This window comes from Dyadobacter sediminis (assembly GCF_005860765.1).
Classification (GTDB): domain Bacteria; phylum Bacteroidota; class Bacteroidia; order Cytophagales; family Spirosomataceae; genus Dyadobacter; species Dyadobacter sediminis.
In genome coordinates, this window is record NZ_VCEI01000011.1 from 672,489 (window position 1) to 687,530 (window position 15,042).

Here is a 15,042-nt window from a genome sequence, read left to right on the forward strand (position 1 = left end):
CAAAATTACGATTTTTGAACTGAATTAAAAAATATAATTTTACTATGATTCAATAAGCCGTGCTTTCCCGAATCTACTGGTCCATGCACTTTTAATTCTTTTTCCCAGCATGATGTAAACATCTTTCTCAAAAAGCCTTGAATCGCTCCGGGCACGGTCAATGAAATACAGGCCGGTCAGGAACAGAAAAGTATTGGCGATCCACGCTCCTACGGGCACAATCAGCAATCCTTCCTTCACCCATTTGTCGCCCTGGTTGCTTAAAACGTAAAGCAGGATGAAAAAGATAATCGACACAAGGACCGGAACCCCGAAGCCGCCTTTTTTGATAATGGCACCCAGCGGCGCCCCGATCAGGAACATGATCAGACACGACAATGCCTGTGTGTATTTATGGTGTTTTTCCAATTCGTACTTGTTGGCATCTTTCAGTTTGGTCTGCAGGTATTCCGTCTGCGATTTGGCGTAGCCCAGCATGCTGTTGGCTGCACTTCTCGTATTCTGCAGGATTTCTTTTTTTAAACTGTCCGAAACGGGTCTGGCCAGCAAAGAATCAATCCACGGCCCTTTTTTGATCGTCTTGTCCGTTCCCTCACGGAAATTGTACGAATAATACTGCTGACTTCCCGAAACCAGGTTTTTCTTCGTTTCGTCATAGGAGTTGCGAAGGGAATCCGCCGTTGAGGTCAGATCGCTGATATTTTTCATGAACTCATGGTATTTGAACTGGCCTTCGTCCGTCCTTTTCATACCGAAAGAGGCCAGACTTTCCGTCAGCCGGTAATGCTTGAAGGAATTCCGGCTGAAATTGGAATAACGCGGCATACTGCCGGGACCAATTGCCAGTGTCGTATACGCCGGCCTTGAATTGCCCGAACTGACTTCATCCGTATAGCGCGTCCCATTGTAAAGCTCAATAACCAGATACCGGTTTTCATTGATGGAATACATCCGTCCCGAATCCGCAAGGATCACTTCGGTATTTCCGAATTCATAAGAACGGTTGTTGTGCTTGTAAATAACCATTTTCTTAAGCTTGCCGTTTTCCTCTTTCTCGTCTACTTTAATGCTGTATCCCGGCAAATCATTGTAAAAAATACCTTCCTTGATTTTAAGTGTGGCCTTTGTGGTTTTGATATCGTACAGCAGACTGTACCCTTTCAGATTGGCCCACGGAGAAATGCGGTCGTTGAAATAAAAAGAAAAAAGACTGATCAAAACGGCCACGATAAAGAGCGGCGCCATGGCACGGACAACCGATATGCCTGCGCTCTTGATGGCAGTCAGCTCAAAGAATTCACCCAGGTTTCCGAATGCCATCAGAGAAGAAAGCAGCATGGCCAGGGGAAGTGCCGTAGGTACGGTGATCAGGCTGAAAAAGAAAAAAAGCTGCGCATAGTCCGTAATGCCCAGGTCTTTGGATACAAAATCATCAATATAAAAAATCATGATCCGCATCAGAAACACGAAGACCACAACAGACATGGTAATTACAAACGGCCCCCAAAAGGACTTCAATATAAGCTTGTCCAGCTTTTTCATCAACTGCCTACTATTTCTCTAAGATTATCAATAAATCCTTCCCACAAAGACGCCAGCTCATCCTGGTCCGGGTTCGACGAATAATCAATCACACGCAGAAAGGTTGTCTGGGTTAACTCGCTAACTTCCAGTTTTAGTTCCACATGGTTATTGTCAAGATTATTGTCACTCGTATTTTCAAAATCAAACCGTACCGCTTTATTGATCCGCATTCCGGTCTGCCTGGCAATATGACTGTCTCCATCCCACTGAAAATCAAACCGGTGATCCGGCAGAACCGTCACTTTTTCAGCAAACCAGCGTTCCAGTCCTGATGGTGTGGAGATATATGGAAATAATACTTTCGGAGAGGAACGTAATTCGAATTCGGTAATAAATTTATATTTTTCCATAGGAACTTGAATTAAATAGATAATCCTTAACCCCAATGCATTGCATCCGGAATTTTAAAAGTTGTAATATAGCATAATTCAACCATAAAAGTGCTCCGTCTTCATTTGCTTCGGTATACGTAACGCAGAAATCATTTTAAAATTGAAAAACAGGTTGTATTGTAAATTTATTTAACATACTTTTGCACCACAATTAAGACGGCGGGGTAGCTCAGATGGTTAGAGCGTAGGATTCATAACCCTAAGGTCGGCAGTTCGATTCTGCTCCCCGCTACTTGCATACAGACATCCTCTCCGGGATGTCTTTTTTGTTTTAATGCCTGCATATTCCGGGTTTTTCGCCGTCAAAGCACATTAGTTTGCGCTTTTCCGAGAATTAAAATTCGGAACTTTCGGTTTACTGTGTTAGGCAAAGCCACCGAATCCTCACGAGCATATGAAATTACTGATACAATACCTCAGCCGGTATAAAGGCCTCATTTTCCTGGCTCTTGTCCTGGCAGCAATCAACCAGATTTTTTCGCTTTTGAACCCGTACATTCTGGGTAATTACCTGATTGATCCTTATGCCAACAAGGCGAAGTATTTCCGGGATAACGGGCTGAACGATGCTTTTTTCCGGGGCGTACTTATTGGTTTGCTGATGATTATCGGCGTAGCCATGGTATCACGGATCGCAAAAGCTTTTCAGGATTACGTACTGAATGTCGTCATTCAGAAATTCGGTGCCAATCTTTATACGGATGGCCTGCGGCATGCGCTCAGACTTCCTTTTCAGGATTTTGAAGACCAGCGCAGCGGCGAAACCTTGTCGGTCCTGCTGAAAGTCAGAGCAGATTGTGAAAAGTTTATCACCAGCTTTGTCAATGTGCTTTTTGCGACGCTCGTCGGAATTGTTTTCGTGGTCATCGTGGCTTTCAGGCTAAGCCCGATGCTGCCGGTCATTTACCTGGTCGGAGCGGTTGTCCTGGCCATTCTGACCAGCGTACTCAGCCGTAAAATCAAGGCAATCCAGAAAAATATTGTAAAGGAAACGACTTCGCTCGCAGGTTCCACTACGGAATCTTTGCGGAATATAGAGCTTGTAAAAAGCCTCGGACTGACGCAGCAGGAAATTACCCGGCTCAATACAACCACGTTCAAAATCCTGAAACTGGAACTGCGGAAAGTAAAAAGCATCCGTTCCATCAGCTTTATTCAGGGTACTTTCGTGAATTTCCTGCAGCAATGTATCATGTTTGCGCTGCTCTTTTTTGTTTTCCGTGACCAGATTACGGTCGGACAAATGATGATGATGCAGTTCTATTCCTTTTTCATTTTCGGACCGCTGCAGGAACTGGGCAATGTGATTCTTTCCTACCGCGAAGCAGAAGCGTCACTGAACAACCTGCAGACTTTGCTTGCAAGACCCGTTGAGCACAAACCCGAAAATCCGGAAAGGATTGCAAGCATCGAATCGCTGCGTTTTGAGCAGGTGCGTTTTCAGCATCAGTCCGCCACAAGACCTGCGCTGGATGATATTTCCTTTCAGGTTAAAAGAGGCGAAACCATCGCATTTGTAGGTCCTTCCGGCTCCGGCAAAACAACGTTGGTGAAGCTGCTCGTGGGTTTATATCATCCGAATTCCGGATCTGTATTCTATAATAATCACAACGGCAACAACATCGATTTTGACGAGATCCGGAATAAAATCGGCTTTGTAACGCAGGATACGCAGCTGTTCTCGGGCACCATCAAGGAAAACCTGCTTTTTGTTAATCCGGAAGCAACGGATGAAATGATCCAGGACGTGCTGATGAAAGCGGCCTGCTACAACCTGCTTTCCAGAGCCGAAAACGGGATTGATACGGTAATCGGCGAGGGTGGGCTGAAACTTTCCGGCGGCGAGCGCCAGCGTTTGTCCATTGCCCGTGCGCTGCTCCGCGTTCCGCACCTGATTATATTTGACGAGGCAACTTCTGCACTGGATTCTCTTACGGAAGAAGAAATTTCAAACACGATCCGGAACATCACTGATCAGCGCCAGCATATTACGGTCATGATTGCGCACCGCTTGTCCACGATCATGCATGCAGACCGGATTTATGTGCTTGAAAAAGGCCATATCGTGGAAACCGGCAGCCATCTTTCCCTGATTGAAGAAAAAGGGCTATATTATGCCATGTGGCGGCAGCAGATCGGTGAACGCAAAGACGATCAGGTTCTTTCGGCCTGAAAACATACGACAAGTACAATGCATTTCTCCCAGCTTAGATCCGGACGGTAAGACTGCGCCACAGATAAAATACAAGGTAACTTTCCCATCCGGCAAAGCTGCTGAAGAGCGCATCTATTTTGTCCGTCTCGCTCCTGTCACCGATGATGCCATTGTTGGCCAATGCCTGCAAAAGCCCGATGTCGCCATGTGGAATGGCCTGCGATTCGTGCAGGGATTTCATCAGGGCGTAGTTGGCTGTCCATAATCCGATGCCTTTGTGCGCGGTAAGCACTTTTACTTTGGAATCAAAATCCGGCAGCATCCGGATGGCTTCCTTATCCAGCGTTCCTTCATGAAATGCTTTGGCAATGCCGATGACATAAAGTGCCTTCCTTTCCGAAAACTGCATGCTTTTCAGTTCCTGCAGATCGGCTTGCAACAGCACTTCGGGATCAGGAAAAATGTAGTACGATTCGTTTTCATAGTTCACTTTTTCACCATAACGCTCCACAAGCCTCCTTTTAACCTTATACGCAAAACTCAGGTTGATCTGCTGGCCCACAATGCACCAGCAAATGGCTTCAAAAATATTATATATGCCGATCAGCCGAAAACCCTCGTATGTCTCGGTCATGTATGCCAGCTGCCCGTCTGTTTTCAGAAGGTCATAAAATGGCTGGATATTCCGGTTCATATCAAACCATTCCGCGATGTATGCAATCAGGAAATCCTTGTTTTCTCTGGAAGCTTCTCCCGCCAGCACCGTTACTTTGAGAAAACTGCTTTCCGCTTCTATGGAAAACAAAACCGGCTCCGCTCCTATTTTAACGGCTTTATACAAAACTTTGCCCTTGATTACATGCAGGCAGTCGTCGTAATTCCTGTCCAGAAACCAGAGACATTCGTCAAAACTGAAAAGGGACGGGACGGGTATTAAAAACGTTTGGTCAGAATTCATGAATGCTGTTTACTGCAGTTCCTAAACGGCTGCAAGGCGACTTAATGTACAATTTTAAAAACGAGCTCCTTCAGCAGTTCACTTTCCGGAATGCTTACGCCGTCCAGTCCTTTGAGCCGGCTGTCGCATTCGCGCAGATAATGGATGACATGCGCCACTTTGGGCAGCGGATAATTCCGGATGGCAAGCAAATAATCCTTTACAAAATACGGGTTCACGCCCAGTTCTGCGGCAAGGCCTTTTTCCGATTTGTCCTTGCTGGCATGTGCCAGCAGCAATTTTGCAAAGAAATTATACAGGATAATCAGAATGGGCGACAATGGATTGTCTTTGGAATTAGCCGAAAAGTACGAGGCGATCTGATTGGCTTTCAATACATCGCGCTGCATCAATGCTTTCTGGAATTCGAAAACATTGTATTCCTTGCTTATGCCTACAAACCGTTCCACCGCCGCGGCATCGATCCCTTCATCCACGCGCAGATTCACCATGATTTTACGGACTTCATTGGAAAGCCTTTTCAGGTCGTTGCCAATGTTGTCCACAAGCATCTGAATGGCTTTGGGACTTATTTTGACGCCTTCCTGCTGACAGAAAGCAGCAACCCAGTCCGGCAGTTTATTGTCGTACATCTTTTTGGACTGCACGACGGCGCCATGCGTGCCGATGGCCTTGATAAAAGACTTTCTTTCATCCGCATTTGCATGAAAGCAAAGCACCAGCACGGTACTCGCTGCTGGGTTCAGGGCGTAATCTTCCAGCCTGGCCTGCTGCTCTTTCTGTTCGATTCCGCCGAGCTTGTTCGCATCTTTTACAATGACGATTTGCCTTTCGGCCATAAACGGAAACCTGCGCGCATACCCCAGCACGCCGGTCAGGTCCGTGTCTTTACCATAGATGATAAACTGGTTAAACCCTTTTTCCGCTTCGGGAACCACGCGTTTTTCAAGTTCGTCGGCAATTGCATCAATGTAATAAGGTTCGTCGCCGTGAATAAAATACAGCGGTTTGAACTTCTTGCCTCTAATTTCTTTCAGGATTGTTTCCGGTGTCTGGGCCATTGTCAGTTTCCGGCGAGCCGGCCAATATATTGTTTACGCAGTGATTCGATTCAACAAAGTTGCAAAGTTAGTGCTCATTCCCGGAAATAAACCGGGCGGATTGCATCTGAAGTTCAGGAAAAAAACGATTAAATTTTTCGTGGTAAAAATCCTCGTGCTCCCGGAGCTCTGAAACAGCCGTCCGGATCGGGGCCAGAAAACCGGCCCGTCTGGACAAACGCTGAAAGGTAAGATCGATGCCGTCCAGCGTTGCATATTCCGTAAGCCAGTCCTGCCGGATCATGGAATGCACCATCGGTACCATGCCCGGCGGGATCAGATGCTCGTTTTTTTCAACGATCGTATAGAAATGATGTGCATAAACAGGCAGCGGTTCAGAAGCATAATCCTGAAAGTACCTGGCCAGAAAGTAGTCAAAATAGATATCCGTGACAATCCCGGCGAGTTTTCCGTTTGATCTGGCAGCCCTGATTTTCGCTTCTCTGACCAATTCGTGTGTGTCCGTAAATGAATCAATAAAGCGGTGCAGTTTCAGCCCGAGCACGTATTGCGGATTCCAGTCCTTGGTTTTTTCTTCTGTTAAAAGCCCTTTAATGAAATCGCCGACATAATTTCCCATGATCACGCCTTCCTGGTTTCCTGACAGCAGAATATGAGCTAAAAAATTCATATAAATGGCATTTTAATAAAATTGCCGTACGTTTGTTCAGACGTATTTAAGATGGAACAATTTTTTACAACAACCATTATTTTAACCAAACTAGCAAATGAAAGTCGAAAAAAATAACGTAATCTCATTGATATACAGCCTCAGGATTCCCGATTCAGAAGGTGAAACCGATGTTGTTGAAGTAGTTACCGAAGAGGATCCGATGTATTTTATACAAGGAATCAGCGGCCTTCCCGAAGGTTTCGAAAACCAGATCGAAGGACTGAAAGAAGGCGATCATTTCGAATTCACCGTTTCACCGGAAGAAGGTTACGGCGACTTTGATGAAGAAGCGATTGTAGAGTTGCCCAAAGCCGTTTTTCAGATGGAGGACGTAAACCAGGACGAGTTGCTGCAGATCGGTAACATCATTCCGATGACCAACGAAGACGGCGAGCGTATGCACGGACAGGTTGTCGAAGTACAGGATCAGGTTGTCATTATGAACTTCAACCATCCGCTCGCAGGAAAAGAAATGCACTTTAAAGGCAGAATCCTTTCAATCAGAAATGCCACGCAGGAAGAAATCAGCCATGGCCACATTCACGGAACCGGTGGTGTGCATCATCACTAGAAAAAGAAATGAGTAAATCCGGATTCCCCCTGAAAACGGATTTACCCATTAACCCTGTATTTTGCACCGTACTGCTCCACTTCCACCCCGAACCGCCTCAGAAACTCTACGCCTTCTTCTACCGTAATTCCCTTGTAGGCTGCATAGGAATGCAGAAAGATCACTTTTTTGATTTTCATGGTATAGATTACCCGCGCACATGCAATGCACGGGGCCAACGTTACGAAGAGTGTGGAACCTTCAATGTTGGAACCATTTTTTACAGCAAACAAAATCGCGTTCTGTTCGGCATGTAAGGCTAGCGAACAGCTTCCTTTTGCATCCCTCGGACAGCCCGTTTCGGGAAATTCCTCATCGCAGTTGTGTGTTCCCGCCGGCGGCCCGTTGTACCCGATTGAAATAATGCGCGTATCTTTTGTCAGAACGGCTCCTACCTGCGCTTTGATGCAATGGGAACGTTTGGCAAGATTTTTAGCCAGTTCCATGTAAATATCATCAAATTCCGGCCGCAAATTCGTTGTAAGTAAAGTCATTCGTTTTTCCAATAGAATATACATGCAAACTTATATAAATGCAGCTGGGATTCCATACAGAATACCAAGTATGATCAAAGGCACGCTGCTGGCCTTCCTTCTGGTTTTTACCTTTTCCTGTGCTTACAGCCAGCAGGACAAAATCGTACTGAACCTTGCAAAAGAGTCTTTGGCGTTATTTAAAAATTACAAATTTTACATCGAGGACGTAGAAGATCAACGGATTATACCTGGCGCAGGATTGGGAAAAGTCATTGCACTTGGCAAGGAGGTGCCGGTTGTATTTCCTGCCAGAACCGACCGCGAACTGTACAATTACTGGACGTTTGCAGCACCGAAAAAAGAGCAGACGTGGCTTCCGCTGATCATCACCGTAAAAGAGCTTTCCGTCAATGAAAAAAGGGTTGCACCCAACAAGGTAACGGGCGAGATCAGGCTTTCGGTAAAATTCCGCTGGTACCGGAATATGCAGCCGGTTGAACTGACCGGCTATCAGACGGCGGCAAGTTATACAAGACCGGAAAAGGAATATGAATATCAGCGGCTTGTCAAGCAGCTTGTGGATCAGGCACTGACGCATTTTCAGAAATGGATGGCAACAAATTCCGGCAAAAATCCTGCACTGACCAGAAACCTTCAGCTTGTTTTCAAGGAAATTACCCAACAGGACAACGACTCGGATACGGTTTTTTATTCTCCGAAAAGGCCGCTCGTCTGGGATGATTTCAAAGTCCGCAACGGAAAGCCCGGAAGCCGGTATGCAGCGGCTGTTTTTACAAGTTTCGGCTATGAAGGCCGCTCCTATCCAAAAGAAGACGATCTGGTTGTTGAAATCGGGCTGAAAATCTTCATGGTCAAAAGCATGTCATGGGGCCGGCCGGAAGCACGCAACGCAAGTACTTTGCGCCACGAACAGATCCATTTTGACATCACACGACTGGTTGTGGAGAAATTCAAGGAAAGGCTGCGCAAGGCAGATCTGACGATTGAAGATTATGACAGTGAAATCCAGTACCAGTTCCTGGAAGCATTCAGGCAAATGAACGATGATCAGGAGCAGTATGACGGAGAAACGGGTCATGGCCTGAACGGCGCGGCGCAGGCAAGCTGGGACCGGAAAATCGCTGAGCAGATTGCGGCCGTTTATGCGGTTCAGTAAAATTTCAAGCGGATGGCTACTGATCTGAAATGAAGATGGTTTTGTCAATTTCCTGATTTGCCACGTAATTTCTGACGTAGTAATCATATGCATTTGTGTCACGCCTGAAAGCTTTGTCCGCTACCAGATAAAGTCTTGCATTTTTCTTGAAACCCATAACGGAATGACCGGGAATGGCATAAATAATCGTGTCTTCTTTAAGAAAAGTTATCATGCTGCCGGAAACTGCGCAGCTTATAAAAATGAAGACCAGTGCGTAGGCATATTTGAGGTAAACGTATTCACGCGATTGATACGCATACCAGACCAGAAACAGCAGAACGTACAGCATCAGCACTTCAGGCATATTCAGATTCAAGTTTTCAATCAGAAAACCCGGCAGTTTTTTAGGTATGGCAACGGAAATATTGGTCAGCCGAGCAGAAATGTCCACCACAAAGTTAACGGCCGTCTGCAACCAGAATACATTTACAAAACTGACCACCAGCAACAGCAACGCAGCAGGAAGCAGCACATTCGTGAACGCAATGACAAACGGATTTACCAGCCAGAAATAGCTTGGAAACTGGTGAAAATAATAGAGGCTGATTGGAAAAGTAGCCAGTTGTGCAGCAAAGGAAAGTGCGGTAATCTGCCATGTAAATCTGATTACACGATGGGTCGGAGCAAAAATGCTGCAAATGGGTTCATACAAAAGAAAAATACCCGTCATGGCAAGATAGGAAAGCTGAAAGCCAACGTCATACAAGGCATACGGATCAAAAAACAGGATCAGAAATGCGGAAACAGCCAGCGTATTCACCGCATGCTGCTTTCTGCCGAATACTTCCGCAACCACAAAAACAATGCACATCAGCGTCGCGCGTTGTACAGACGGCGGCATACCCGTAACCAGCGCATAAAATCCAAGCATCAAAATACTGGTTACGAGATAAAGCATTTTCCCGTATTTCCAGCGCTTCATCCAGCCCAATAAAAAGCTGACTGTCAGAAAAATAATGGCCACATGCATGCCCGAAACGGAAAGGATGTGAACAGTTCCGGAGGTCGTATAATCATCCACCTGATCCGAACGAAGGTCATCCCGACGTCCGAGCAGCATGGCTTTCACCAGCCCGTATGAACGATCGTCAGTCATGTTTTTCCGGAATTCATGATCCGCCCATTCCGATACTTTCAGGCTCCACAAACCCGGGCCATCCTGAATTGCTGTTTTAGGTAAAATGGCAAAAGTGCCGTCCGGAAGAAAAACCGTCCACTGAATGCCTTTATTCCTGAGATACCTGCGGTAATCAAATTGAAACGGGTTTGCCGGCGCTTCCGGTACTTTCATGTTGCCATGCACGACAAGCCGGTCACCAACTTCCGGTATGCTTTCCGCATCGGTCGGAATGCTGACCAAAGCTTTTGCAGAAACCGGGATCCATTTCCCACAACTCAGAATCCGGTGAACGGTTGCTTCCATGCGGACGGATTGCTGTCTTTTTTCCGGCAAGGTTTTTATTTCCAGCTCGTAATCAGAGTAGGAGTTCAGCTGCAAAGCGTTCAGTTCTGCATTCAGTTTGTTATCCTGAAAAATCCTTACGTAAATACCCGTAAAAAGCAAAAACACAGAAAAACTGACTGAGAAAGCTGTTTTTCTGTGTTTGAAATGAAACAGGGCGGAAAGTATCAGTAAGACTGCTGCTGCATATGCGGCATATTGCGGAGGCAAAATAGTTGTAAAATACCCACTCAGCAAAATACCTGTTACCAGAACCGCAACAATACTGACAAAAGGAGCACGGGACAACATAATTACTTAACCATAAACCTTTTGGTAATTGTTTCCTTGCTCGTTTTTACCTTGAAAAAATAAATACCGCCGGAAAAATTGGTTACATTCAGAAACGTGCCGTTTACCTGATCTTCTGTCACTTTCTGGCCTTTCTGATTGTATACGCTAACGGTGAACGGTTCGTAATCCGGCGTAAAAACATTGGCTGTAAGGTAATCGCTGACCGGATTCGGGTACAGTTCCACAATCATCTGATCAGTCGTAATCCTGGAATATTCAACCAGCTTTGCCCTTCTCGGACTCAGCTCCAGAACCGCGTGCATCCGCTCCTTCTGATCGTTTGTAAATATGCTCATGCATGCATCCGGCGAATAATCCATGTAATTTTCGATCATATTCCGGGATGTAATGCCGTTGCATTCCGAAAAAACAGGCGAACAGGAAAGGTCGGTCGTTTCATTCTTTGTAAAAGCCGTTGGTGTATCATTACAGTAATCCGTACCGCATGCCGTATCGCCCCACGTATGGATCAGTCCTAGCCAGTGCCCTACTTCGTGCGTTGTAGTACGGCCGAGATTGTAAATGGAACTCGTAATGGCTTCGGAATTTCTGCCGAAATAGCGGAAATCAATGATTACTCCGTCAGTCTGCGCGTCTGTTTCATCCTCCGCTGTTCCTAACCCGGCAGTTTTGTCGTTGATATCCGTTACTACGGGAAACTGCGAAGTTCCAAGGTACCGGTCCGAAAGCCGGCAAACCCAGATGTTCAGGTAACGATTTGTAAACCAGGAAGCAGAGATTTCGGCAAGTTCATCGGCATCGGACAACGGACTGAACTGCGATTTTTCGTTATAGGTCCGGACAATTGTAACCAGTTTGAAACGGATTCTGGTATCCACGGCAAGCGAATCGGTATAATAGCCTTTGTAACCGGATGTATTGCCGTAATCTTCATTCAGAACGTCAATCTGGCTCTGGATCTGTTCAGCGGTGATATTGGCATTTCCGGAACCGCCGATCCGGTTGTTTTGCTGATCATGCACAACATGAACGACAACCGGAATGGTCACTATATCGTCTGCAGAAGTCCGGAGCCGGGAACGGTTCATAAGAATCCGTTCCCGGATCAGATCTTCGGACCTGGACCTGGACTTTGCAAGTGCCGGGTTTCGGAGCATTTTCAGCGAATCCAGCTGTGTAGTGGCACACCGCTGCACGCCGGAATCTTTTTCCTGGGCCGTTGCCTGTGTGAAAAAATACAAGATCAGGAATAGCCCTGAAAAAAGTTTACTGCTCCGATTTTTCATATGCTGCTAGTATATCCTTGACAAGGCGGTGTCTGACCACATCAGAACCGTCCAGTTCCACAAAACTGATGCCCTTGATTCCTTTTAAAACATTCAGTGAATCGATCAGGCCGGATTTTAGATTTTTGGGCAAATCGATCTGCGATTTATCACCGGTAATGATTGCTTTTGAACTCGGGCCCATCCGCGTCAGGAACATTTTCATCTGCATCGGCGTCGTGTTCTGCGCTTCGTCAAGCAGGATAAATGCATTGTTCAGCGTACGTCCGCGCATGTAAGCCAGCGGCGCTATTTCAATCACACGGCTTTCCAGATACAATTTCAGCTTTTCGGGCGCGATCATATCATCCAGTGCGTCATAGATAGGTCTCAGGTAGGGATCTATTTTTTCTTTCAGATCGCCTGGCAGAAATCCGAGGTTCTCTCCTGCTTCCACGGCAGGGCGTGTAATGATAATTTTCTTGACTTCCTTATTTTTCAATGCCCGTACAGCAATGGCCACGGCTGTGTACGTTTTTCCTGTTCCCGCCGGTCCCACTGCAAATACAAGGTCATATTTGGCAGCCTGTTCAACGAGTAATTTCTGGTTCGGCGTCTTGGCCTTTACGACAAGCCCTTTATTGCCGTAAATAATGACATCGTCATCATCCTCACCGGTCTTGGTACTTGTTTTGGAAATTCCGTTTAAATATCCTTTTACATTATCGTTGGTCACTTTTCCATACTTCTGATAATGCGCAAGCAATGAATCCATTACATCTGTGATTCTGATTATTTCGGGAGCAGTTCCCTGAATGCGGATCTCGTTTCCGCGTGAAATGATTTTACTTTCCGGGAAAGCGGCGGCGACTTCCTTGATATTCGAATTGTGAATACCCAGAAAATCCACCATGGAAACGTCTTCGAGCGTTATGATTTTTTCCAGCAAATGAATTAAAGTTTAGTGTTTGTCTATTTGTTCTAAAATTTAGTAATAATAACCACATTTATAAAACATAAAACGCGTTTTTGCAATTATAATATCAAAACTCAACCGGAAAAATGAATATATTCCAACCAACTCTTTCATTATCAGATATACAGAAAAAACAACCTTTTTTGAAAATATTTATTTGATTCAAGTTAGCTGATCTTTCTTTTGTTCACACGGTGCAATCATTAACTTTGTCTTAACATGGAAAACGAAAAAGCACCCAATAACTACTCAAGAGCAGGATCAAAGCAAGGTATTGCTGCCAAGAAGCCCTACGGCACCCGTACACCAGCTATCGAACAGACTTTCAGTAAGTTACCTCCTCAGGCCATTGATCTCGAGGAAGCTGTTCTGGGTGCTTTAATGATCGAAAAAGACGCATTGACAGCCGTTGCCGACATTCTGCGTCCGGACAGCTTTTACAAAGAAGCACACGTCCGGATTTACACGGCAATCATAACGCTTTTTGCTGATTCCGAGCCGATTGATATGCTTACCGTTACTTCCAAGCTGCGCAGCACCGGCGAGCTGGAACTGATCGGCGGGGCAGCTTACATCATGGAGCTTACTTCCAAAGTGAACTCCGCAGCCAACATCGAATTCCATGCGCGTATTATTTCACAAGCCTTTATCAAACGCGAACTGATCAAGGTGGCTTCCGAGATCCAGCGTGATGCTTTTGAAGATACGACCGACGTGTTCAGGCTGCTGGACAAAACGGAACAGGCGCTGTTTTCGATTTCGGAATCCAACATCAAGAAAAATTACGCCGATATGGGCGCATTGATGCGCCAGGCTCTGGCCGAACTGGATCAGAAAAAGAACAATAAAGACGGTCTGACCGGTGTTCCTTCCGGTTTCAGTGCGCTGGACCGGCTTACTTCCGGATGGCAGAAAACGGAACTCATGATTCTGGCTGCACGGCCGGGTATGGGAAAAACCGCTTTTGTGGTTTCTTCTCTCCGTAACGCTGCGGTCGACTTTAATATGCCGGTGGCTATATTTTCCCTTGAAATGTCGTCTGTACAGCTTGTAAACAGGCTTATTTCAGCAGAGGCAGAAATTGACAGTGAAAAAATCAGGAAAGGAAGCCTTGCACCGCACGAATGGGAACAGCTTCACCACCGCATTCACCGTCTGACCAACGCGCCTATTTTTATTGATGACACGCCGGCGCTTTCCATTCTGGAACTGCGCGCCAAATGCCGCCGTCTGAAAGCACAGCATGATATACAGATGATTGTTATCGATTATCTTCAGCTGATGACGGGTGATACAGGCGGCAAAGGCGCAGGTAACCGGGAGCAGGAAATTGCCATGATCTCGCGCTCGCTTAAGAACCTGGCCAAAGAGCTGGATGTTCCGGTGATTGCGTTGTCGCAGCTTAGCCGTGCCGTGGAAACTCGCGGCGGTGAAAAACGTCCTCAACTTTCCGATTTGCGTGAATCGGGTTCTATCGAGCAGGATGCCGATATGGTTATTTTCCTTTATCGCCCTGAATACTATGGTATTACGGAAGACGAATCCGGTAATTCGGTAGCTGGCATCGGAGAAGTAATTCTGGCCAAAAACCGTGCCGGGTCACTCGATACCATTCAGCTGCGGTTTATCGGAAAGTATACCAAATTTGCCGATCTGGATTCACAGTTTACACCGGCACCTTTCTCTGTTGACCGGCCCCTGCAAACAACCAATCCGATTGCATCTTTTGAAAGTCAGAGCAAGCCGGCACCGGCGGGCGGAGGCGGAACTTTGAGAAGCCGCGCCAACGATCTGAGCAATTTTGATTACAAAGGCCCGGACAGTGAACCGCCATTCTGATGTGCGAATTTGTATAAAACAAATACCGTTTGAAAACTG

13 protein-coding genes and 1 tRNA gene are annotated in these 15,042 nt (G+C 46.1%); 5 read left to right on the top strand and 9 right to left on the bottom strand.

From position 1 onward, the window contains the following. Positions 1-42: 42 nt before the first annotated feature. Positions 43-1,542 (bottom strand): LptF/LptG family permease, encoded by a 1,500-nt coding sequence (locus FEM55_RS03615; protein ID WP_138279934.1) that lies wholly within the window; start codon positions 1,540-1,542, stop codon positions 43-45. Beyond that, the gene (locus tag FEM55_RS03620) at positions 1,542-1,934 is read right to left on the bottom strand and encodes an START-like domain-containing protein (protein ID WP_138279935.1); all 393 of its coding nucleotides are present in this window, start codon (positions 1,932-1,934) and stop codon (positions 1,542-1,544) included. Before FEM55_RS03620 ends, FEM55_RS03615 begins: the two co-directional genes overlap by 1 nt. A gap of 200 nt (positions 1,935-2,134) precedes the next feature. On the opposite strand from FEM55_RS03620, the gene FEM55_RS03625 reads away from it, so the two are divergent. Both FEM55_RS03625 and FEM55_RS03630 read left to right on the top strand, forming a co-directional pair. After that, positions 2,135-2,208: transfer RNA gene (locus FEM55_RS03625), tRNA-Met, on the top strand. Positions 2,209-2,370: 162 nt separating this feature from the next. Next, positions 2,371-4,149 carry an ABC transporter ATP-binding protein gene (locus FEM55_RS03630; protein ID WP_138279936.1) on the top strand — a complete coding sequence of 593 codons (1,779 nt, stop codon included), beginning with the start codon at positions 2,371-2,373 and terminating at the stop codon, positions 4,147-4,149. A gap of 34 nt (positions 4,150-4,183) precedes the next feature. Here the strand turns inward: FEM55_RS03630 and FEM55_RS03635 are convergent, their stop codons facing one another. The 3 genes from FEM55_RS03635 to FEM55_RS03645 form a co-directional block, all read right to left on the bottom strand. After that, positions 4,184-5,089 (bottom strand): DNA-3-methyladenine glycosylase family protein, encoded by a 906-nt coding sequence (locus tag FEM55_RS03635; RefSeq protein WP_138279937.1) that lies wholly within the window; start codon positions 5,087-5,089, stop codon positions 4,184-4,186. 41 nt (positions 5,090-5,130) lie between these two features. Then, positions 5,131-6,150 carry a DNA polymerase III subunit delta gene (gene holA, locus FEM55_RS03640; RefSeq protein ID WP_138279938.1) on the bottom strand — a complete coding sequence of 340 codons (1,020 nt, stop codon included), beginning with the start codon at positions 6,148-6,150 and terminating at the stop codon, positions 5,131-5,133. Between the two features lie 67 nt (positions 6,151-6,217). Next, entirely contained in the window at positions 6,218-6,820 is a 603-nt protein-coding gene (locus FEM55_RS03645; protein WP_138279939.1) for an acyl carrier protein phosphodiesterase, read from the bottom strand. A 97-nt stretch (positions 6,821-6,917) separates the two neighbouring features. On the opposite strand from FEM55_RS03645, the gene FEM55_RS03650 reads away from it, so the two are divergent. Then, a complete protein-coding gene (locus FEM55_RS03650) occupies positions 6,918-7,433 on the top strand; it encodes an FKBP-type peptidyl-prolyl cis-trans isomerase (RefSeq protein ID WP_138279940.1) in 516 nt (171 codons plus the stop codon). A gap of 41 nt (positions 7,434-7,474) precedes the next feature. On the opposite strand, the gene FEM55_RS03655 is transcribed toward FEM55_RS03650, so the two are convergent. Then, entirely contained in the window at positions 7,475-7,966 is a 492-nt protein-coding gene (locus FEM55_RS03655) for a deoxycytidylate deaminase (RefSeq protein WP_138279941.1), read from the bottom strand. Positions 7,967-8,036: 70 nt separating this feature from the next. On the opposite strand from FEM55_RS03655, the gene FEM55_RS03660 reads away from it, so the two are divergent. Then, positions 8,037-9,125, top strand: a complete 1,089-nt coding sequence (locus FEM55_RS03660; RefSeq protein ID WP_138279942.1) for a DUF922 domain-containing protein — start codon at positions 8,037-8,039, stop codon at positions 9,123-9,125. Positions 9,126-9,141: 16 nt separating this feature from the next. Here FEM55_RS03660 and FEM55_RS03665 read toward each other — a convergent pair whose 3' ends face one another. The 3 genes from FEM55_RS03665 to FEM55_RS03675 are packed head-to-tail and all read right to left on the bottom strand — an operon-like array spanning position 9,142 to position 13,137. Then, positions 9,142-10,920 carry a ComEC/Rec2 family competence protein gene (locus FEM55_RS03665; protein ID WP_138279943.1) on the bottom strand — a complete coding sequence of 593 codons (1,779 nt, stop codon included), beginning with the start codon at positions 10,918-10,920 and terminating at the stop codon, positions 9,142-9,144. A gap of 2 nt (positions 10,921-10,922) precedes the next feature. Further along, on the bottom strand, positions 10,923-12,209 hold the full coding sequence (locus FEM55_RS03670) for a zinc-dependent metalloprotease (protein ID WP_138279944.1): 1,287 nt from the start codon (positions 12,207-12,209) through the stop codon (positions 10,923-10,925). Next, positions 12,190-13,137 (bottom strand): PhoH family protein, encoded by a 948-nt coding sequence (locus FEM55_RS03675; RefSeq protein WP_138279945.1) that lies wholly within the window; start codon positions 13,135-13,137, stop codon positions 12,190-12,192. The genes FEM55_RS03670 and FEM55_RS03675 overlap by 20 nt, the downstream gene beginning before the upstream one ends. Before the next feature lie 246 nt (positions 13,138-13,383). Here FEM55_RS03675 and dnaB point away from each other — a divergent pair, with 246 nt between their 5' ends. Further along, on the top strand, positions 13,384-15,003 hold the full coding sequence (dnaB, locus tag FEM55_RS03680; protein WP_138279946.1) for a replicative DNA helicase: 1,620 nt from the start codon (positions 13,384-13,386) through the stop codon (positions 15,001-15,003). The last annotated feature ends 39 nt before the right edge of the window (positions 15,004-15,042 follow it).